The following is a 20,912-nucleotide window of genomic DNA, read 5'->3' as shown; positions in this document are numbered from 1 at the left end:
AGATGCAGCCCGTCTCCGCCATATTACCTTGTGGTCGCAGATTACACCTGCAACACGGCCCGATCGACCTGATCGTCGAGGCAGAGGGCGCGCGGGACATTGCATTTAAAGCTGCGCAAACACGGTTCCAAACCATCCTGCAGGACTTGGTGGATGAACTTGCGCTGCTGAAATCCGCCATGATACCAAACAGCCCGCGACCTCGCGGATTGGTAGCCCGGCGTATGGATGCGGCTGCACGTCCCCACATAGACGTGTTCGTCACCCCTATGGCGGCCGTTGCCGGAGCCGTCGCCGACGAAATTCTGACCGCCATGTTACGAGCCGCACCTTTGGATCGCGCCTCAGTCAACAACGGCGGCGATATCGCCCTGTATCTGGGACCCAATCAGACTTTCCGCATAGCCATGAGTGGGCTCGACGGGCGCGATCTGGGACGCATCGCCGTCAGTGCAGCGGACGGCATCGGCGGCATCGCCACGTCTGGTCGCGGCGGACGCAGCCTGAGCCTTGGTATAGCCGACAGCGTTACAGTTCTTGCACAAAATGCAGCGATGGCGGATGTGGCGGCGACGCTGATAGCCAATGCCGTTGACCTGCCAGGACATCCGGCCATCCGACGCCTTCCGGCCAATCAACTGCGCGACGACAGCGATTTGGGCGAAATGCTCGTTCCAGTTTCTGTTAACCAACTCTCGCCGAAAGACACCCAAAATGCCCTGTTGCGGGGCCTGAACACTGCCAAAGACATGCAAGCACGGGGATTGATCACCGCCGCCCACTTGTCGCTTGGCCAACAATCCTGCCAAACCGGAGCATCCCGGTTGGTGACAACCTCCACTCAAAAGGTTCCCGAATATGCCTGACGTTCAACTGCGAAAGAAGCTGTTTTCGCTTGAAGAAATTTACCATGAGGGTGGACCTCTGTCCGACACGCCTCTGGTGCGGGTGGCAGCGCTTGCCGTGATCGCAAATCCGTTTGCAGGCCGGTACGAACCCGAAATTCAGGGCTTCATGGAAGACCTCAAACCGCTTGGGCTGGAATTGGCACAGACCCTGATCGACATGCTGGGCGGGTCAGAAAACGTCGAGGGTTACGGCAAGGGCTCATTGGTCGGTGAAGGCGGAGAGCTGGAACACGGAGCACTTTGGCACGCCCCCGGCGGCTATGCGATGCGGCAGTTGCTGGGAACGGCAAATGCCATCGTGCCATCGTCCAAGAAAGTGGGCGGTGTCGGGGCGCGGCTGGACGTTCCGATCACGCATATCAACGCTTCGTACGTGCGCAGCCATTTCGACAGCATGGAAGTGGGCTGCAACGATGCGCCCCGCGCGGGCGAACTGGCTTTTGCATTGGTCATGACAACTGGTCCACGCGTGCATTCACGTTCGGGCGGGCTTGAGGCCTGGGATATCAAAGGAGAGGACGGGCTAAGATGACAAAAATTCGCAAGATCGCCGTGAATGTCGAGGAAACCCATATCGAGGCTGGCCGTTCAATCTCGCCCGCGACGCGTAAGGCCGTGGCAGTCGCCGTGATCGAAAACCCCTTTGCCGGGCAATATGTCGAGGATCTGAGCCCCTTGATGGAGACCGGTGCAGAATTGGGTGCCTTGTTGGGTCGGCGTTGCGTCGAAGCTCTTAACATCACGCCGGAACAGGCTGAAAGCTATGGCAAATCGGCCATGGTCGGTGAAAACGGCGAACTGGAACACGCCGCCGCCATCCTGCACCCCAAACTTGGCGCACCGCTACGTAAAGAGGTCGAAAAGGGCGCCGCGCTGGTGCCTTCATCGAAAAAGATGGGCAGCCCGGGACAGGTTCTGGACGTACCTTTGGGCCACAAGGACGCAGCCTATGTCCGCAGCCATTTCGACGGCATTGAAGTACAGTTGAACGACGCGCCCCGCGCCAACGAGATCATGGTGGCCGTTGCGGTCACTGACAGCGGCCGACCACTGCCGCGTGTGGGCGGTCTGACGAGCGAGGAGGCAGAAGGCAAAGACGGGTTGCGCTGAATGCAGCAACGGCACTGTTAAGGGCTGACAATACATTAAGAAGCCGGGATAACTGGCCGTGAAAAATGATCATTGGGAGGATATTGAAATGAATCTGATCAGACGCACGGTATTAGGCGCGCTTGCCGCGTTGCCCCTGGCCGGCTTGACGGCCGGGCCAAGCCTGGCTCAGGAAACGATCGTGCTGGGCGAGGTGAACAGTTACACCCGCCTGCCCGCATTTACCGAGCCCTACAAGAAGGGCTGGCAACTGGCCGTCGAACAGATCAACGCCGCTGGCGGGATCGACGGCAAGCAACTTGAGGTGATCAGCCGCGACGATACCGGGGACCCAGCCACTGCGATCCGTATTGCTGAGGAATTGGTATCCAAGGATGGCGCGGTGCTGATCTTTGGCACCTTCCTGTCGAACATTGGTCTAGCTGTTTCCGATTTTGCCAAGCAAAAAGAGGTCCTGTTCCTGGCCTCGGAACCTCTGTCCGACGCCATCGTCTGGTCCAAGGGCAACAAGTACACCTATCGCCTGCGCCCCTCGACTCATATGCAGGCCGCGATGCTGGCCGAACAGGCCGCCAAGTTGGACGCCGTAAAATGGGCTACGGTCGCGCCGAACTATGCCTACGGGCAGGATGCGGTGAAAGCGTTCAAGGCGGAACTGACCAAACTGCGCCCCGATGTGGAATTTGTCGAAGAACAGTGGCCCCCGGTTTTCAAGATCGACGCAGGTTCCACCGTTCGCGCGCTTGAGGCTGCAAAACCGGATGCAATCTACAACGTCACCTTTGGCGGCGACCTCGCGAAATTCGTCCGCGAGGGGTCCCTGCGGTTCCTGTTCGAAGGCCGTGATGTAGCATCGCTGCTTACAGGCGAGCCCGAGTATCTCGACCCTTTGGGAGCCGAAGCGCCCGACGGCTGGATCGTCACAGGTTATCCCTCGACTGACATCGAGACAGACGACCACAAAGCGTTTGCGGATGCCTATATCGAGAAGTTCGGCGAAGCACCCAAGACGGGCTCGATCGTCGGCTATAACTCGATCCTGGCCATTGCCGCAGCGCTTGAAAAAGCCGGGTCCACGGATACAGACGCCCTGCTGGCCGCGATGGAGGGCTTGACCGTCGAGAACAGCCCAACCGGCCCCTTCACCTTCCGCGCGGCAGACCACCAGTCCACAATGGGGGCATATGTCGGCAAGACCGGCATGGTCGATGGAAAGCCGTCAATGGTCGACTGGGCCTATGCAGATGGGGCGGACTACCTGCCCAGCGAAGACGAAGCGGCAGCTCTGCGTCCGGCAGAATAAGCCGGCTCTGGCGGGGCAATAGCTGCCCCGCCCCACAATAAGAACACAAACAAGGGACGGTGGCCCGATGGGGTTCTATTTTGCACAGCTACTGACCGGTTTGGCGAACGCTTCCTCGCTGTTTCTGATCGCGTCCGGGCTTTCGATCATCTTCGGTGTCACGCGGATCGTGAACTTTGCGCATGGTTCGTTCTATATGGTGGGCGCTTACCTCGCCTACACACTGGTCACGCTCTGGAGCGGCAGCATCCTTGGCTTCTGGGTCAGCGTCCTTTTGGCCGCCATGATTGTCGGACTGATCGGCCTTGTGATCGAATTGACCATCTTGCGTCGTATCTATCACGCGCCCGAGTTGTTCCAACTGGTTGCCACTTTCGGCGTCGTGCTGATCTTTCAGGATGCGACTTTGGCAATCTGGGGCGCCGAAGACCTGCTCGGCCCCCGTGCGCCGGGTTTGAATAGTGCAGTCCGGATCATGGGCGAACCAATACCTGAATACGACCTCGCGCTGATTGCGATCGGACCGGTTGTCCTGTTGGCTATATGGCTTCTGTTTCACAAAACCCGGTGGGGCGTTCTGGTGCGCGCGGCCACACAGGATCGAGAAATGGTCGGAGCGCTTGGCGTCAACCAAGCCTGGCTGTTTTCGGCCGCCTTTGTGTTGGGATCGTTCCTGGCCGGTCTGGGCGGAGCTCTGCAAATACCGCGTGAAGCTGTGTCTCTGCAGATGGACCTGTCGATCATAGGCGAGGCATTTGTCGTCGTAGTTATCGGAGGTATGGGCAGCGTGTCCGGCGCGTTTGTGGCGGCAGTTCTGATCTCAGTCCTCAACGCTTTTGCAATCCTCATCTTCCCACAGATTTCGATCGTGCTGCCCTTTGTCATCATGGCCATCGTCCTGATTTTCCGCCCTCACGGCCTGTTCGGCAAACCGGGCAGCGAAAAGGGGGCACCAGAAGAACCAGACCAACCGCTGGCATTGATGGATCAGAAATCCGCGATGGTTCTGGTTGCGGCGTTAGGTGTTCTGGCACTCAGCCCGCTTTTCACCGCCGATTTCACCACCGTTCTGATGGTGGACGTGATGGTCGCAACGCTGTTTGCAGTGTCCTTGCATTTTATGATGGGAATTGGGGGCATGGTCAGTTTCGGGCATGCCGCTTACTTCGGCGTCGGGGCGTACGGGGCTGCAATGGCGGTCAAGCTCCTCGGCCTGGGGATGATCCCGGCCATGATCTTCGGGCCGATCTGTGCGGTCTTCGCCGCCCTGTTCTTTGGCTGGTTCTGCGTGCGTCTGTCAGGCGTCTACCTCGCCATGCTGACACTGGCTGCTGCTCAAATTCTGTGGGGTGTCACCTTCCAATGGCAAGAGTTCACAGGCGGAGATGATGGTATTCTTGGCGTCTGGCCCGCGAAATGGGCGAGCGCGGACAAGGTCTTTTTCTACATCGCATTTGTCCTGTGCATTGGCGGTATTTGGGCCTTGCGACGCGCCGCGTTCTCTCCGTTCGGCTACACTCTACGCGGCATCCGCGACAGCCAGACCCGGGCCGAGGCCATTGGGGTCGACACCCGGTTCCACCAATGGATGGGCTTTGTACTGGCAGGTGGTTTCGCTGGTCTGGCGGGTGTCGTATTCGCCTTCTCAAAAGGCAGTGTCTTTCCCGACAGCCTTGGTATCTCACTGAGCATCGATGGCCTGATCATGGTGCTGTTGGGCGGCATCCACGCTTTGGCCGGACCGATCCTGGGCGCAGGCGCATTTGTCTTAATCGAAGATTGGGTCACGCGGTTGGATTACTGGCGCTTTATCTTCGGGGCCATCATTCTGGTCGTTGTTCTACTGGCACCTGACGGCATTGCGGGCGGTGTCCAACGCCTGCTGCGCGGGCTGAAAGGAGGCCGGGCATGACCAATGTTCTCGAGGTCCGCAATCTGTCCAAAGCCTTTGGCGGCGTACAAGCGGTCAAGGACGTCAGTTTCGACCTGAAAGAGGGTGAATTTCTCGCCCTGATCGGCCCCAACGGGGCAGGCAAGACGACCTGTTTCAATATGCTGAATGGCTATCTGAAACCGAACACCGGCTCGGTATCCCTGCGCGGGCAGGCGCTGATCGGCCATCCTCCACGCAAAATCTGGCGGATGGGCGTGGGCCGGACGTTTCAGATAACAGCGACCTTTCTGTCGATGACCGTCGTCGAAAACGTGCAGATGGCGCTGATCTCGCACCACCGGAGGGTGTTCGACCTGTTCTCACGCGCGACGCGCCTATACGTGGATCAGGCAATGGCGCTGTTGGAACTGGTATCAATGCAGGATCAGGCTGCGCGAGCCTGTTCCGAACTGGCCTATGGCGATCTCAAGCGGCTGGAACTGGCGATTGCACTCGCCCATGAACCTGCCCTTTTGCTGATGGATGAACCAACGGCGGGCATGGCCCCGTCGGAGCGCCTTGCTCTGATGGCCCTGACCGCTGAGATCGTGGCCAAAGGGGGCGTCAGCGTGGTGTTCACCGAACATGACATGGACGTGGTCTTTGCCCACGCCCACCGCATTCTGGTCCTGAACCGGGGCGAGTTGATCGCTGAAGGTAACGGGTCGGAAATTCGCACCAACCCGCTGGTGCAAGAGGTCTATCTGGGCGGCGGAACCGTCTTTGAAGCGGAGAGCGCCCATGCTTGATGTTACGAACCTTGGGGCCTGGTATGGCCGCGCACAAATCCTAAATGGGGTTTCGCTAAGCGTAGGCGAAAACGAAGTGGTCGCGCTGATGGGCCGGAATGGTGCAGGCAAATCGACCACTATGAAATCCATCATGGGATTGGTGCGTCATGTTGAAGGCAGCATTCGGTACGGTAATTACGACATTCAGGGCGGAACGCCCCACGCCATCTGCCGAGCCGGTGTGGGCTACGTCCCAGAAGACCGCCGGATTTTCGGGGACCTGACAATCGAAGAGAACCTCGAAGTCGGTCGCAGGGCACCTCGCCCCGATGCCCCCGAGTGGACGCAGGAGCACCTGTTCGAACTGTTTCCCAACCTTGCGGAACGCCGCAAAAACCTCGGCAAACAACTGTCCGGCGGCGAGCAGCAAATGCTGACTATTGCCCGAACGCTGATGGGAAACCCCAAACTTGTTCTGCTGGACGAGCCTTCGGAAGGGATCGCGCCTGTCATCGTCGAACAGATGGCCCGCGTGATTGCTGAACTGAAACGCGAAGGATTGTCGGTACTGATCAGCGAACAGAATCTGCACTTTGCGCGGATTGTATCGGACCGCGCCTATATCATCGAAAAGGGAGAAATGCGGTTCGAGGGCAGTTTCAAAGACCTCGACGAAAATCCCGAAATTTCAAACACCTATCTTGCGGTGTAGCACGTTCATCTTGTAGGGGTTGTGGCTTTGTTTATTATAGTACAAACGATTGAATCAAGCAGGGACCGTCATGACGGAATCCATTGAAAGCTATGCGCTTGACGAGCAGGTCGGCTATTTGTTGCGACTGGCCAACCAACGCCACGCGTCGATTTTCCAGTCCCACACGCTGGAAGGTCTGACACCCACGCAGTTCGCGGCCCTGATCCGTATTGCCGAGCTGGGCAAATGTTCACAAAACCGGCTGGGACGGCTGGCGGCGATGGATGTAGCCACGATCAAAGGAGTCGTCGACCGACTTCGGCAAAAGGGGTTGACCATCGTCGAGCCTGATCCGGGCGACAAACGCCGGACCCTGATCTCCTTATCTCCTGATGGCGCAGCCTTGGTGGCACGGATGAAGGATGTCGGTCAGAAGATCACGGACGAGACTCTCAAACCGCTGACCGCAGCCGAACAGCGCAATCTGATCCGAATTCTGCGCAAGATTTCATGATCTGACCGGGCGTTTGGCCGAGGCTTTGTCCAACTGCAAGTCAGACCGTGAAAACCGGATTGGCGTGCGCAAACCCGGCACGCCCTCAGGCGCGATCTGCATGCCGCGATGTTGGACTTGCGGGTCGGCCAGCGCTTCTTTCACTGAATTGATCGGACCTCCAGGAACACCATGTTTCTCAAGGGCCGACAACAGGTCGACTTTGGACCATTCGCGGCAGGCTTGCGTCAGAGATTCGGTCAGAACGGTGCGTTTTGCGACACGGTCCGCATTCGATAAGAACCGTGCGTCATCAATTAACTCCGGCAGATCGAGTATTCCGCAAAGGCTTGCGAATTGCCGGTCGTTTCCGCATGCGATGATGATGTGGCCGTCCGCCACCGGGAACACCTGATAGGGCACGATGTTGGGGTGCGCGTTGCCCAAACGTGTCGGGCACTGACCAGAGGCCAGATAGTTCATCGCCTGATTGGCCAGTACACCCGTCATGCAATCCAGCAGGCTCAGATCCACATGCTGCCCCTGGCCCGAGCGCTCTCGTTCCGCCAGCGCCGCCTGAATACCGATCACGCCATAGAGCCCGGTGAAGATGTCGGCAAAGGCCACGCCGATCTTTTGCGGCTCGCCCTCCGGGTCACCGGTTAGGTCCATGATGCCGCTCATGCCCTGGATCAGAAAATCATACCCGGCCCGATGGGCATAAGGCCCGTCCTGCCCGAACCCGGTGACCGATGCATAAACCAGCCGAGGGTTGATCTGTTTGACGCTATCATAGTCCAGGCCGAATTTCTTAAGCCCGCCGACTTTGAAGTTTTCGATTAGAACATCCGCATCCCTGATCAAATCGAGCAACTGGTCCCTGTCGCCCTCTTCCCCAAAATCCAGCGCAACGCTGTCTTTTCCGCGGTTTGCTGAGTGAAAGTAGGCGGCGGTTTTGTCGCCATCACGCTCAATGAACGGAGGTCCCCATTTGCGGGTATCATCTCCGTCCGGGCTTTCGACCTTGAGCACATCGGCGCCCAGATCGGCCAGCGTCTGCCCGATCCATGGCCCGGCCAGAATCCGCGCCAGCTCGATCACTTTCAAACCTTGCAAAGGGGTGCTCATGGCCTGAACCTTTCAAAAAAATCCCCAGAGGTTCAAGACCTCCGGGGGAAGTACTGTGAGTATTTCGTGTCAGCTGACGACTTCTGGCAACCGAGTGGCGGGCGGAGTGTTGCGGCTGCGTTCTGAGCGTACGACGCCATCGATGATGGTCATTCCAACACCGGGCAGATTGCCCAGTTGCACGGACTCGAGAATGTTCTTGCCTGGTGCGTGTTGCGCCTGATCCATCAGGACAAAATCGGCACAATACCCCTTTTCAATCAGTCCCGTATCCAGTTCGCGTTGCCGCGACGTGTTGCCATTGCCAAAGCAAAACGCGATCTCGGCCGGGACGTTGCCCAGCGACGACAACATCGCCACCATCCGCATGATGCCCAACGGTTGCACACCAGACCCAGCGGGGCCGTCAGTGCCCAGAATAATCCGGTCCATCTGCTTGAGTTCGCGGGCAGTGTTCAACGTCAAAAGGGCTGCGCGCTCGTTCCCGTTGTGCACAATCTCCAGTCCGGCTGTGCAGCTTTCGCACAGGCACATGATCTGATCGTCAGGCAGTGCAGAATGGCCGCCATTGATGTGCCCGATAACGTCTGTTCCTGTCTCTAGCACCATATCCGCATCAATCAGGCCAGAACCGGGAATAGAAGGCCCGCCGGTATGGATTGTGGATTGAATTCCATATTTCCGCGCCCAGTCGACCATCTGCTTCGCAGTCTTTCCGTCCTTGACGGTACCCAGGCCGACCTCACCCAGCAGTTTGACGCCAGCATCGGCCATCTCTTTGAAATCTTCCTCGACCATGCCGTGTTCGATCACTGGGGCACCGGCATGAACCTTGACACCGGATGGGCGGAAGTTCTCGTACCAGCGCTGTGCCGCAATCGCCATCGCCTTGAGGCCAACAACATCCTTGGGCCGACCGGGCATATGTACTTCACCAGCAGAAATGAGGGTGGTCACGCCGCCATGTAGTGTCGAATCGATCCAGTGAAGCTGTTGTTGGCGTGGGGTGTAATCCCCCACGACCGGATGAATATGGCTGTCGATCAGGCCCGGCGCCAGTGTCACGCCATTGGCGTCCACGATCGTCTCAGCGCCTTCACAATCCAGGTCTTTTTCATAACCCCATTCGGAAATCTTGCCGTCGATTGCGATCAGGCAATCTGCCTCCAGAATCGGCTCCTCCATCTTGCCCGACAGCATGAGCCCGATGTTTTTGATGACCAGTTTTTCTGCCATTTCGCCCTCCCGACATGTTCCGGATATCGTTAGCACACTAACTTGTTTCGATGTTTGGTCAAGAGCTGAACCTCCGGAATAATCATTAGTACAGAAACATATTGACAGCTGGGGGAATCTTACAATACTCATTCGTATACTAACAATTAGGCGGCCTCATGACCTACGTCGTTACCGAAAACTGTATCAACTGCAAATTCACCGACTGCGTGGAGGTCTGCCCCGTGGACTGTTTCTACGAGGGTGAAAACACACTGGTCATACACCCCGAGGAATGCATCGATTGTGGTGTCTGCGAACCGGAATGCCCGGCCGACGCAATCCGCCCCGACACCGAGGAAGGAATGGAAGAGTGGGTCGAGTTAAACGGCAAGTTTGCCGAAGTCTGGCCCGTAATCACCGAAAAGAAAGATCCCATGCCTGACGCAGATGAATGGAACGGCAAGGAAGGTAAGCTGGCGCTTTTGTCAGAAGCCCCGGCAGAATAGGAGACCGACATGTCACTGGACACCTCCCCCAAAACCGAGTTTCCCATTCCGGCGGGCGTATTCGCCCAAACCGTGACTGAAGTGAAGCACTACACCGACCGGCTCTTTAAGTTCCGCATCACCCGCCCTGCCTCGTTCCGTTTCCGGTCTGGTGAATTCGTGATGATCGGCCTGCCCAATGCGGAAAGGCCCGTGTTCCGTGCCTACTCCATCGCATCGCCCAGTTGGGATGAAGAGATCGAGTTCTACTCGATCAAAGTTCCCGGCGGCCCCCTGACCGAGCATCTTCAGAAAATCCGCGAAGGCGATACTGTTCTGATGCGCAAGAAACCCACGGGCACGCTGGTTAACGATGCGCTATTGCCGGGAAAGCGCCTGTGGATGTTCTCGACCGGCACTGGTATCGCGCCCTTTGCCTCACTGATCCGCGACCCGGAGACTTATGAGAAATTCGACGATGTTATCCTGACGCACACCTGCCGTGAAAAGGGCGAACTGGATTATGGCAAGGAACTGGTCGCAGCGGTCAAAGCCGATCCACTGGTGGGAGAAATGACCCAGAATCTCCGTCACTATTGCACCCTGACGCGCGAGGATTACCCGTTTCAGGGCCGGATTACCGATCTGATGGCTTCAGGGAAAGTGTTCGACGACCTTGGGCTACCGCAAATTTCGCCGGAAACCGACCGGGGTATGATCTGCGGGTCTATGGCGATGTTGCAGGACACCAAAGCCGCGCTTGAAGGGTTTGGGCTGGAAGAAGGCGCCAACAACAAACCCGCCACTTTCGTAGTCGAACGCGCCTTCGTGGATTGACCAACCGGGGCCCTGCCCCGCCCGACACCGGGATCCGGTGAAACGCTCTCACACCGGATCCCGCGTGTCTCGGGGTTTACTGATTGTCCCGCTTTCCCGTCTTGTTCAGAAATGCCTCCATCCCCGCCCGTGCTTCGGGAGAGGATTGGGCAATCGCCGCCGCCAGGCTTTCAGTAAAGAAGCCATCGCTGGCAGACATGTCGTTGATACGGGTGATCGCCTGCATCATCATGTAATTCGACAGCGGTGCGTTTTCGGTCACGCGCCGGGCAAGCTCCATCGCCTTTTCGAAAACGGTTCCGTCGGGCTCGACATAATGCGCCAGACCCAGCTGCAACCCTTCGTCCGAGCCATAGCGACGACCGGTCAGCATCATCTCCATCATCCGGCTGGCCCCGATGATCCGTCCGACGCGAACAGTTGCGCCACCGCCAACAAAGATCGCACGGCGCCCTTCGGGCAGTTCGTAGAACGTATCCTGCTGCGACACCCGGATATGGGCGGTCATGGCCAGCTCCATCCCGCCGCCCAGCACACCGCCGTTCATTGCGGCGACAACTGGCACCCGACCATATTCGATCTTGTCGAAGATCCGATGCCACAGGCGGCATTCATGCATCGCCCCCGCAGCGTCGCGCATCGAGTGTTCCAACAGGTCAAGCCCGGCGCAGAAATGCTGGCCGGAACTGCGGATCACCACCGCACCGACCTCATCCGGCAGAGTGTCGAAATAATGCTCAATCTCGTACAAAAGACCATGGTTGATTGCGTTGAATTTCGCAGGTCGGTCCAGCGTCAGGATTCCGATCGCGCCGTCTGTTTCTGAGGTGATATGTGTGTAGTCCATTGCAAAGCCTTATTTGGGTTCCAGACGGATCGCGCCGTCCAGACGCACGCATTCTCCGTTCAACATAGTGTTTTCGATCATATGTCCTGCCAGTCGAGCGAATTCAGCCGGCTGTCCAAGACGCGAGGGAAAGGGAACCTTGGCACCCAGACTGTCTTGAACCTCTTGCGGCAGCAAATCCATCATAGGGGTCGAGAAGATACCCGGAGCGATCGCCATAACCCGTAGGCCCGAGCGTGCGAATTCCCGCGCGGCGGGCAGGGTCAGGCTGGCCACGCCGCCTTTTGAGGCGGAATAGGCCGCCTGCCCGATCTGCCCTTCAAACGCTGCGGCAGATGCAGTGTTTATGATGATGCCCCTCTCGTTGTCCTCGAGCGGTTCGTTCTGCATCATCCTTTCAGCAGCTAAACGCATGACGTTGAATGTGCCAATCAGGTTGATCTGAACGGTACGCGCAAATGCACCTAGCGAAGCTGGGCCGTTGCGCCCTACGATCCGCTCTCCGTGAGTGACCCCAGCGCAATTGACGACGATGCGTGGCAAACCATTTGCAGCAATCGCGGCGTCCAACGCTGCTGTCACCTCGGTCTCGCTTGTCACATCGCACGGCGCAGCAACGGCGCTCAATCGGGCGGCCGCCTCCTCCAGCTTGTCCCCGGGCAAATCGAACAGAGCAACATTCGACCCGCGCGACGCAAGATATTCTGCGGTGGCATATCCCAATCCCGAAGCACCCCCTGTCACGATTGCAGATACGTTTTCGATTCTCATTTTTTGTCTCCATGTGCAGTACGGGCGCAGTGACGCAACGAAATCAGGCCACAAACTTGCGAGAATTCCTGGTGCATCTTATCCCTCAGCATTAGCTTTAGTGAACGGTCAATAATACATTTGCATACTAACAATTTTTTGGATAGCCTGATTTTTAAAAGCCGCACCGTCAGTGACCGGGTAACAGAGGGAGGACAGATGAGCATTTCGGCCCAGCAAAGCGACGAAATCGCAACGCGGACAGAAAAATTCGCGCAAGCCAGGGTGTTGCGCGAAGACTTGGGCGATGGTGCCTTTGTTCTGCGCAGTCCATATCCGCTGAAAATAGATGTTCAGTGCGTTTCTGAATACCTGGAACGCTGGGCAGAAGCGACGCCGGATCACCAATTTCTGGCAGAACGCAGCCCGGATGGAGATTGGGTCGGCGTCACCTATGCCGAAGCCTTGACGCAAACCCGTTCATTAGCGGCATTTCTTCTTGGCAAGGGCCTTAGTAAGGATCGCCCGCTTTTGATTCTGTCGGGCAATTCGGTCCGGCATGGCCTGCTGATGCTGGCCGCTATGCATGTGGGCATACCCGTGGTGCCCGTCTCCGTCCCCTACTCACTGTTCGACGAGTCGCTGGCCAAACTTCGCCACATCGTCCAGACAACAAATCCCGGCATGGCCTATGCCGACAATGCAGAAACCTATGCGCGGGCCTTCGAGTTTCTTGCCTCGGCGAATGTGGAACAACTATCCGACAACGGCGCACTGACCTTCGATCAGGCATTTGCGTCAGAGGCGGACGAGCGCGTGTCTGAAGCCCGCAGCAAGGTCGACCACGATACGACGGCCAAGATTCTGTTCACCTCGGGCTCGACCGGATTGCCCAAGGGGGTCATCGTCACACAACGCATGATGTTGGCCACGCAAGAGGCGGTGGTACAGATCTGGCCGTTTCTGGAAAATACCCCGCCGGTCGTGGTGGATTGGCTGCCCTGGAACCACACGTTCGGCGGAAACTTCAACTTCAACATGATCCTGCGCAATGGCGGCAGTTTCTATGTCGATGATGGCAAACCGGTTCCGGGCGAGATTAAAAAGACGATCCGCAACGTGCGCGACGTCTCTCCAACCCTGTTCTTCAACGTGCCGCGTGGCTTTGACATGCTGTTGCCCGTTCTGCGCGAGGATGCCGCCTTTCGCAGCGCATTTTTCAAACGGCTTGATCTGATCTTTTTCTCGGGTGCCGGGCTGCCGGATCATCTTTGGGAAGGCCTCGAACAGTTGGGCATTCAGGAGCGGGGTGAGAAAATCCCGTTTGTCAGCGCCTGGGGACTTACTGAGGCGATGATGGCAACCTGCGTGCACTTCCCCATCGACAAGGCGGGCGTGATCGGAGTGCCGGGGCCCGGATCGGAGCTCAAGTTTCTGCCGAACGGTGGCAAATTGGAAATGCGGGTGCGTGGTCCACATGTCACAACCGGCTACCTGAACAACCCGGAAAAAACCGCCGAGGCCTTCGATGAAGAAGGGTACTTCCTGACCGGAGATGCCGGGCGGCTGCAGGACCCCGACGACCCGTCGAAGGGCATAGTGTTCGACGGGCGCATATCAGAGAATTTCAAGCTGATGACGGGCACATGGGTGGCCGTTGGAAATCTGCGCGTAGCTTTGCTGCAAGCGCTCAGCCCGATTGCCTCGGATGCTGTTATCACCGGCCATGATCGGACTGAGATTGGCGCCCTGGTGTTTCTGAATGCGGATGAGTGCAAGGCCCTGACCGGGCGTGATGACACTCTGGCAGGTTATGCAGACGACCCCGCAGTGCGAGCCTTCATCGCCGAACGGCTGGGTGTGTACAACGCCGAGCAAACTGGCAGCGCCACGCGGGTCAAACGGATACGGATTGAGCGCGACGCCCCCTCGGTCGAGAAAAACGAAATCACAGACAAAGGTTACATCAATCAACGCCTTGCGCTGGAACTGCGCGCGGACGCGGTGGCGGCGCTCTATGACGGGGCAGAAGATGTAATCACTTCCGGAAAGGCCTCATCGTGATCGACTATACTGCCTCAGAGGCCGAAATTGCCTTTGTCCTGAAACATATCGGTCAACCCGAACGCCTGCCGGAATGGAGCGACGATCTGGCCGAAGCCGTGATCTTTGCTCTCGGTCGTTTCATCAACACCGAGATCGCACCGCTGGACATGGTCGGTGAAGAACAAGGTGCGCGGCTGGAAAATGGTCGGGTGCGGATGCCGCCAAGCATGGTTGCCGCCTACAAACGCTATGCCGACGCCGGGTGGCCCGGTCTTTGCGCCCCTGAAGAGTTTGGCGGCCAAGAACTGCCACATGTTCTGGGCGCGGTGCTCGCGGACATGCTGGCTGGCGCATGCATTTCCTATGAAATGGTGCTGAGCCTGGCGCAGGGCTGTATCCGCACGGTAAATGCCTCAGGCGATGACGATCAAAAGGCGCGGTTGTTGCCCCCGTTGATCTCTGGTGAATGGATGGCTTCGATGTGCCTGACAGAGCCCGATGCCGGATCCGATCTGGGCCGGATCAAGACCCTGGCAAAACCAGACGAGGATTCTTACACGCTCAGCGGCAACAAGATCTTCATCTCGGGTGGCGATCACGACTACACCGATAACGTTCTGCACCTTGTGCTAGCCCGCACACCGGACGCAGCACCGGGTGTGCGGGGCCTGAGCCTGTTTGCCTGCCCCGCCGTTCTTCCGGACGGCACTCGCAATCACGTTCAGACCGTGAGAATTGAAGAAAAGATGGGGATGCACGCCTCGCCCACCTGCCAAATGGCCTTTGATGGCGCACGGGCTGAGTTGCTGGGCGAAGAAGGCAAGGGCCTTGCCGCCATGTTCACTATGATGAATGCCGAGCGTCTGGACGTGGCGCTACAAGCTGTAGGTCAGATGGATGTCGCCTTCCAACGCGCCCGAGTCCATGCAGCGGGCCGCCGTCAGGGCACATCGGCCGAAGGCACCGCGCAGATCACCGAACACGGTGATGTCCAGCGGATGCTGCTGGATATCTATGCCTACACGATGGGGTGTCGGGCGATGGTCTATCGCACCTTTGTGGACATGGATCTGGGGGCCGATCAGGGCTTGCTGGATATCCTCACCCCGACCTGCAAGGCGTTTGCGACCGACGCGGTCAATGCAGCCTCAAGTCAGGCTGTGCAAATCCACGGTGGCTATGGGTTCTGCAAGGAATACCGCGTCGAACAAATCATGCGCGACAGCCGTATCATGGCGATTTACGAGGGCACCAATGGCGTTCTGGCCACAGGAATAGCCCGCCGCGCGATCCGGGCGGACAATGGCGCAGCTGCGGACGCTTTTGCCGAACTGGTTTCAGTTGGCCCCAGCTCGATGGAACTGGCCGATGCAATCGACGCCTGGAAAGCGGCTACTCAGGCCATGCAGGCAAGCGCTGATATTGGGCCTTCAGTCTCAGACTATATGCGCCTGACCGGGTTGGTTTATTTCGGGCGCGTCTGGGCCGATCTCGAGGCCGCCGCAGACGATGCCCCCGAACCCGAATTGTTGTGTGCTGCTGCGGCCCATGTCCGGGCGCGCATCCTGCCCGAAGCCGGGTTGCTGCGCCACCGCATCCTAAATCCTGAACCCACACATTCTGCGGCGATCTTTGCCGCCTGAAACCCAAGGACGACGAATGACTGACTTTACCCTTCCCGAAGCCAGCCCACAGGCCGACGCGGCATTCCGCGCCGGTCTGGCTGCTGGAAAATTCCTCATCCAACGCTCCAAAACCACCGGCGAGTACAACTTCTACCCCCGTGCCCTGTCCCCCACCACAGGCGCGGATGATCTGGAATGGGTCGAGGCTAGCGGCAAAGGCACCGTCTATGCCTCGACTATCATTCGCCGACCCGAGAAATTCGGTGGCGACATCAACAACGTGCTTATCGATCTGGACGAAGGCCCGCGGATGTTCAGCCGCATCGTCGATGTGGACAACGAAGCGATCACCATCGGCATGAAGGTGCAAGCCGTGGTGATGACCCCCGATTTCGGACCCAACGCAAAATCCGGCGAACCGGCCGTGTTCTTCAAGCCCGCGGAATAAGGAGACCAAACATGGCACACGCACTTCGCGGCAAATCCGCAATCGTCGGTAAAGGCTATTGGGGTTTGGGCAAAACGCCGAACACCTCACCCATGGAACTGATCGCCAAAGCCACGCAGAATGCTCTGGCTGATGCGGGCATGGATCTGTCCGAGATCGACGGCGTCTGTGGCGGAACCTTCTACCACTTCTTTCCAACGCTTTCGATTGCCGAGTATTTGGGCATCAAGCCGACCTGGGCGAACTCGGACATGGTGGGCGGCTCGTCCTTCATGTCCTATCTGGTCGAAGCGACCATGGCGATACAGGCGGGCCTGTGTAAGAACGTTTTGATCTGCTACGGTTCGAACGCGAAATCTGCGCGCGATCTCAACGGGCTGATTGAAACTCCACAATGGGAACGCGCTTACGAGCCGATGGTTCCGGTGCCAGGTTATGCCTTTACCGCACAACGTTACATGCACGAATTCAACGTGCCCAAGGAACACTTCGGACATGTTGCGATCTCGGCCCGCAAATGGGCACAACTGAACCCGGATGCCACGATGCAAGCCGATCTGACGATGGACGAGTACCTGAACTCACCCATGGTGGCTGATCCACTGGCGGTTCTGGATTGCTGCCTGATGTCCGATGGCGGGGCCGCGATCATCGTCACTTCGGCAGACCGCGCCAAGGACTATCAGGAAAAGCCCGCTTATTTCCTGGGTGGCGGCAATGCTATTTCACATCGCGAGATCAGCCAGGCCGCGACTTTGACGACCACCTGTGCTGCCGAAAGCTCGAAACGTGCATTCGAGATGGCCGGGATTACCACCAAAGACGTGGATGTTGTTGAACTTTATGACGCCTTCACCATCAACACGCTGCTGTTCCTTGAGGACATGGGCTTTGTGAAAAAGGGTGAGGCCGGAGCCTTTGTCGCCGATGGCAACATCGCACCGGGCGGGTCATTGCCGGTAAACACCAATGGCGGTGGCCTCAGCTGTGTTCATCCGGGGATGTATGGTCTTTTCTGCCTGATCGAGGCTGCAACCCAGATCCGGGGCGACGGCGGAGACCGCCAGATCAACGACGTGAACATTGCCATCGCACATGGCAATGGCGGCACCTTCTCGAACGAATTCACCACCGTTCTGGGCAGCGAAGCCGCGCTTTAAGCCCAAAAACTTTGGCGTCGAAGCGACTAACGCATAACCAACAGCAACCCGCCACAACACTGGCGGGTTTTTTGGGGACAAAACCCACCAAAGCGGCCACCTACCCACGGTCCGAGCCTGATGCTGAGCCGGTTTCGGGTAAACATCATTACGTTATACTAAGCCGCCATTGACAAACACACGGATGGATATGCAGAAAAGCGGCATGACTAACAACGCCGCCAAGTTCATGACGTATTACAGCCGCCTCAACTGAGCGCGGTGAACTTTTTTTGCCGCCGTATGGTGGCATAGATGTTGGCTCCTGCGGCGGAACAGGAGCCTCAAATGACAAAACCCCTCCTCCCTTTGCCCGCCAGTTTCGGCGAGATACGGCGCGCGCGACCAGCGGATACCGCACGCATTTGCCAAATGGTCAGACAGTTGGCCACGCATCATGGCGATACCCCGACCCTTACACGAGACGATCTCGCTCGAGACCTGTTCGGTGAAAAGCCTTGGGTCTCGATCCTTGTCGCTGAGATGGGCGACAAACTGATTGGATACGCAGCGATGTGCGGATTGATCAAGTTACAGTTTGGGGCACGGGGAATGGACGTGCATCATCTGTTCACGGAGGCGGAGTTTAGGGGTCGCGGCGTGGGGCAGAGCCTCATTGAAGCCTGCAAGATCGAAGCCATCGCTCGGTCATGCCGCTATTTGGCGGTCGGAACCCATCCAGACAATCATGAAGCTCAGGCTTTCTATACATCACTTGGGTTCGAACGCAGAGATGCACATCCACCGCGTTTCTTTACCCGACTTGCTACGTGATTGTCTGAGGCGCGCTAGAAACGGTCCTCAGGAAACGTACGTCGTGTATCTGCGACGGCAGAAAAAAGGGCGGCGCAAAGGGCTACGCAAGCGCAAACCACAGGCCAATGGCGGCACCTTCTCGAACAAATTCACCACAGTTCTCGGCGGCGAAGCCGCACACTGATCCTGATGCGGTGCCCGGCATTCGGGCACCGATCCGTTTCAGCTAGCCACTCACCTGCCCGGCCAGCTTATTCAGAAACGCCTTGGGCATCGCAGCAACTTTTTGCTGCGTCGCATCCGCACCTTTGATCTTTTTGTGCTCTTCCTCGGTCGCACCCGATTTCCAATAGCTCGACAGATACAGCTGATCGCGGCTCACGCCTCGCTCGGTTCGGAAATAGGTTCGCAGCGCGCGCATCGAATTGAATTCACAGGCGGCCCAAAGAGACCCGTGACCATCACGCCAGGGCAGCGACCTAACCTTGTCCACAAAGGCGGTCGACGGTTCATGAGGGGTGGGGTTGATGACGGTATGCAGAGTGATGCCTTTGGGCAGATGTACGTCGGGTGTGTCCTCGGCACTGGTCAGTTCCAGCACCACATCCCCCACCGTGCTATCAGGCAGGGTTTCGAGAATACACAACAGCGCGGGCATGGCCGTCATGTCGCCTGCCAACAAGACCCAGTCGCTGTTGGCGTCAACCTGTTTGATCGTTCCCGGGCCAGCGATCTGAATCTCGCTTCCGGGCTGCGCATTCTGCGCCCAGACCGCTGCGAGGCCCCCTGAATCACCGTGCAGGGCAAAGTCCACTGTCAACTCATTGAGTACGGGATCATGGGCGCGGATGGTATAAGTTCGCATCACCGGGCGATCGGGGTGCGCGCGGGGGGCATCAGGAAAGATCAGCTTGATATAGCCACTTTCATTGCCCTGAGGAAAGTCGCGCAGGTCTTCGCCACCCAACACAACGCGTCGCATGTTCGGGCTCAGATCCCATGCACGGACAACCTGCAAATTTCGCCCTTTTGATTGCGCCATAAAAAAACCTCCTAGGACCAAAGCTGATGCAGTTCGAAGTCAATCCTGAGTGATTTAGTCAAATTATTGCCCTGCACAACCCCAAATAGACTGACCCCGCGCACATCGCCTGTGCGCGGGGTCAAAAAAGTCATAATCGCGGTGCGTCAGGAAAACGCCTTGATGACCTTGGCGTAGTTGTCGAGCATCTCAAGCTCTTCTTCCTGAGTGAAATACCCGACGTGGTGCCAGACCACGAACTCTTCGGTGCAGTATTTCTCTTTCAGCGCGCCCACCTGATCGATCACCTGATTGACAGTGCCTTTCCAGACGCGGCCCATCGGTACGTGATAGGGTGGCGCGTTGTAGGCAAAATTGAACAGCTCTTCAAAGTCACGATAATGCTGTTCCGCCTGCGCTTCGGTTGAACCGATTGTCAGGTGGCCGCCCAAAACCAGAGTGTTCCCTACTGTCAGATCGGTATGGCCGTGATGATGTGCCTCTTTCAGATAGATCGGCATGGTCATGTCCATGAACTCGTCCTTGGACACGAACGAGACCAGCTTGGCACCTTCCTTGGCCCAGAATTTCGCCGTCTCCATTGACCACGAAAAGGGCACATAGAGCGGCGGGAAATCACGCCCATCGGTCCTTTTGCGCGGGCGCGGTACGATGCCCATCTTGCGCAAGGTACCGTTGTCGTCGACCGCGCCCTCGCCGCCATATTTTGCGGTCGGGGGGAAGGGCCATGTGATATTGTCGGCGGGGATGTTCCAGAATTCGCCATGATGGCTGAACGTTTCGTTGGTCCAGGCTTTTTTCACCACGGCCCAGCTTTCCTCCATCAATCGCCGGTTCCGGGCATCTTCCTTGGACCGGTCGGATTGCGTCGTGGTGATGTCGAGATGCTGTGCCAGCGTATTCAGCCAGCGCGGCGTGTTGCCCCGGACAAAGCCGCAGAACAGTCGCCCACCAGACATGTGGTCGATCATCGCCATATCCTCGGCCAAACGCATTGGATGGTGGGCCGTTAGTGCCATACCCACCTGCCCTACCATCAGGTTCTTGGTATTCGCCGCGATGTGCATGTTCCACAACAGCGGGTTGGTTGTGGTCTCGATCCCTTCGACCTGAAAGTGATGCTCGGTCATGCAAAAGCCGGCATAACCATTTTCATCGGCGAATTTCATCTGCTCGGTTGTCCGCTCCAACAGCGTTTCGTACCGATCCGGGTCCGACCCCGGCAGCACGACATCTTCGCCTTTTGAACGCATATAGGGTTGAACAAGGATATGGGTTTTCATGGCTTTGCCTTAATTTAGTTATCGTTCACTAATTTTTTACTAGCCACGCTCTCCGCAGAACTTGATTTGGGTCAAA

22 protein-coding genes are annotated in these 20,912 nt (G+C 57.7%); 16 read left to right on the top strand and 6 right to left on the bottom strand.

Features of this window, described 5'->3' with window-relative positions:
• Positions 1 to 2: 2 nt before the first annotated feature.
• The 8 genes from MHN28_RS09705 to MHN28_RS09670 all read left to right on the top strand — a co-directional run bounded on the left by MHN28_RS09705 (position 3) and on the right by MHN28_RS09670 (position 7,193).
• Entirely contained in the window at positions 3 to 866 is an 864-nt protein-coding gene (locus tag MHN28_RS09705) for a UPF0280 family protein (RefSeq protein WP_239338446.1), read from the top strand.
• The gene (locus MHN28_RS09700; protein WP_239338444.1) at positions 859 to 1,440 is read left to right on the top strand and encodes an amino acid synthesis family protein; all 582 of its coding nucleotides are present in this window, start codon (positions 859 to 861) and stop codon (positions 1,438 to 1,440) included. The genes MHN28_RS09705 and MHN28_RS09700 overlap by 8 nt, the downstream gene beginning before the upstream one ends.
• Positions 1,437 to 2,018 carry an amino acid synthesis family protein gene (locus MHN28_RS09695; protein WP_239338442.1) on the top strand — a complete coding sequence of 194 codons (582 nt, stop codon included), beginning with the start codon at positions 1,437 to 1,439 and terminating at the stop codon, positions 2,016 to 2,018. The genes MHN28_RS09700 and MHN28_RS09695 overlap by 4 nt, the downstream gene beginning before the upstream one ends.
• A gap of 88 nt (positions 2,019 to 2,106) precedes the next feature.
• Entirely contained in the window at positions 2,107 to 3,321 is a 1,215-nt protein-coding gene (locus MHN28_RS09690) for an ABC transporter substrate-binding protein (RefSeq protein WP_239338440.1), read from the top strand.
• Between the two features lie 67 nt (positions 3,322 to 3,388).
• On the top strand, positions 3,389 to 5,233 hold the full coding sequence (locus MHN28_RS09685; protein WP_239338437.1) for an ABC transporter permease: 1,845 nt from the start codon (positions 3,389 to 3,391) through the stop codon (positions 5,231 to 5,233).
• Positions 5,230 to 6,003, top strand: a complete 774-nt coding sequence (locus tag MHN28_RS09680) for an ABC transporter ATP-binding protein (protein WP_239338435.1) — start codon at positions 5,230 to 5,232, stop codon at positions 6,001 to 6,003. The genes MHN28_RS09685 and MHN28_RS09680 overlap by 4 nt, the downstream gene beginning before the upstream one ends.
• Complete coding sequence (locus tag MHN28_RS09675) at positions 5,996 to 6,697, top strand: ABC transporter ATP-binding protein (RefSeq protein ID WP_239338433.1); 702 nt, start codon at positions 5,996 to 5,998, stop codon at positions 6,695 to 6,697. Before MHN28_RS09680 ends, MHN28_RS09675 begins: the two co-directional genes overlap by 8 nt.
• Before the next feature lie 70 nt (positions 6,698 to 6,767).
• The gene (locus MHN28_RS09670; RefSeq protein ID WP_239338431.1) at positions 6,768 to 7,193 is read left to right on the top strand and encodes a MarR family winged helix-turn-helix transcriptional regulator; all 426 of its coding nucleotides are present in this window, start codon (positions 6,768 to 6,770) and stop codon (positions 7,191 to 7,193) included.
• Here the strand turns inward: MHN28_RS09670 and MHN28_RS09665 are convergent.
• The gene (locus MHN28_RS09665) at positions 7,188 to 8,300 is read right to left on the bottom strand and encodes a CaiB/BaiF CoA-transferase family protein (protein WP_239338429.1); all 1,113 of its coding nucleotides are present in this window, start codon (positions 8,298 to 8,300) and stop codon (positions 7,188 to 7,190) included. The two genes, MHN28_RS09670 and MHN28_RS09665, sit on opposite strands and share 6 nt — an antisense overlap.
• Positions 8,301 to 8,369: 69 nt before the next feature.
• Positions 8,370 to 9,536, bottom strand: a complete 1,167-nt coding sequence (locus MHN28_RS09660) for an amidohydrolase family protein (protein WP_239338427.1) — start codon at positions 9,534 to 9,536, stop codon at positions 8,370 to 8,372.
• Between the two features lie 158 nt (positions 9,537 to 9,694).
• Between MHN28_RS09660 and fdxA the strand changes: the two genes are divergently transcribed.
• Positions 9,695 to 10,024, top strand: coding sequence for a ferredoxin FdxA (gene fdxA / locus MHN28_RS09655; RefSeq protein WP_239338425.1), 330 nt, complete (start codon positions 9,695 to 9,697; stop codon positions 10,022 to 10,024).
• A 9-nt stretch (positions 10,025 to 10,033) separates the two neighbouring features.
• Positions 10,034 to 10,840 carry a ferredoxin--NADP reductase gene (locus MHN28_RS09650; protein ID WP_239338423.1) on the top strand — a complete coding sequence of 269 codons (807 nt, stop codon included), beginning with the start codon at positions 10,034 to 10,036 and terminating at the stop codon, positions 10,838 to 10,840.
• Positions 10,841 to 10,916: 76 nt separating this feature from the next.
• Here MHN28_RS09650 and MHN28_RS09645 read toward each other — a convergent pair whose 3' ends face one another.
• A complete protein-coding gene (locus tag MHN28_RS09645; RefSeq protein WP_239338421.1) occupies positions 10,917 to 11,687 on the bottom strand; it encodes a crotonase/enoyl-CoA hydratase family protein in 771 nt (256 codons plus the stop codon).
• Between the two features lie 9 nt (positions 11,688 to 11,696).
• Positions 11,697 to 12,458, bottom strand: a complete 762-nt coding sequence (locus tag MHN28_RS09640; protein WP_239338419.1) for an SDR family NAD(P)-dependent oxidoreductase — start codon at positions 12,456 to 12,458, stop codon at positions 11,697 to 11,699.
• Positions 12,459 to 12,656: 198 nt separating this feature from the next.
• Here MHN28_RS09640 and MHN28_RS09635 point away from each other — a divergent pair, with 198 nt between their 5' ends.
• From MHN28_RS09635 to MHN28_RS24835, 6 genes are all read left to right on the top strand, one after another.
• The gene (locus tag MHN28_RS09635) at positions 12,657 to 14,501 is read left to right on the top strand and encodes a feruloyl-CoA synthase (protein WP_239338417.1); all 1,845 of its coding nucleotides are present in this window, start codon (positions 12,657 to 12,659) and stop codon (positions 14,499 to 14,501) included.
• Entirely contained in the window at positions 14,498 to 16,126 is a 1,629-nt protein-coding gene (locus tag MHN28_RS09630; RefSeq protein ID WP_239338414.1) for an acyl-CoA dehydrogenase family protein, read from the top strand. The genes MHN28_RS09635 and MHN28_RS09630 overlap by 4 nt, the downstream gene beginning before the upstream one ends.
• Positions 16,127 to 16,142: 16 nt before the next feature.
• Positions 16,143 to 16,556, top strand: coding sequence for a Zn-ribbon domain-containing OB-fold protein (locus tag MHN28_RS09625; protein WP_239338412.1), 414 nt, complete (start codon positions 16,143 to 16,145; stop codon positions 16,554 to 16,556).
• Positions 16,557 to 16,567: 11 nt separating this feature from the next.
• Positions 16,568 to 17,716, top strand: a complete 1,149-nt coding sequence (locus tag MHN28_RS09620; protein ID WP_239338410.1) for an acetyl-CoA acetyltransferase — start codon at positions 16,568 to 16,570, stop codon at positions 17,714 to 17,716.
• A gap of 327 nt (positions 17,717 to 18,043) precedes the next feature.
• On the top strand, positions 18,044 to 18,529 hold the full coding sequence (locus tag MHN28_RS09615; protein ID WP_239338408.1) for a GNAT family N-acetyltransferase: 486 nt from the start codon (positions 18,044 to 18,046) through the stop codon (positions 18,527 to 18,529).
• Between the two features lie 43 nt (positions 18,530 to 18,572).
• Positions 18,573 to 18,695: a hypothetical protein gene (locus tag MHN28_RS24835; protein ID WP_255732423.1), complete on the top strand. Its 123-nt coding sequence runs from the start codon at positions 18,573 to 18,575 to the stop codon at positions 18,693 to 18,695.
• Between the two features lie 42 nt (positions 18,696 to 18,737).
• Here MHN28_RS24835 and MHN28_RS09610 read toward each other — a convergent pair whose 3' ends face one another.
• Both MHN28_RS09610 and MHN28_RS09605 read right to left on the bottom strand, forming a co-directional pair.
• Positions 18,738 to 19,553 (bottom strand): siderophore-interacting protein, encoded by an 816-nt coding sequence (locus MHN28_RS09610; protein ID WP_239338406.1) that lies wholly within the window; start codon positions 19,551 to 19,553, stop codon positions 18,738 to 18,740.
• A 146-nt stretch (positions 19,554 to 19,699) separates the two neighbouring features.
• Positions 19,700 to 20,836, bottom strand: coding sequence for an LLM class flavin-dependent oxidoreductase (locus MHN28_RS09605; protein ID WP_239338404.1), 1,137 nt, complete (start codon positions 20,834 to 20,836; stop codon positions 19,700 to 19,702).
• Positions 20,837 to 20,912: the final 76 nt, after the last annotated feature.

It is taken from the genome of Ruegeria sp. Ofav3-42, assembly GCF_022347725.1.
In the GTDB taxonomy this organism is placed as follows: domain Bacteria; phylum Pseudomonadota; class Alphaproteobacteria; order Rhodobacterales; family Rhodobacteraceae; genus Ruegeria.
This window is presented reverse-complemented; position numbering and strand designations above follow the sequence as displayed.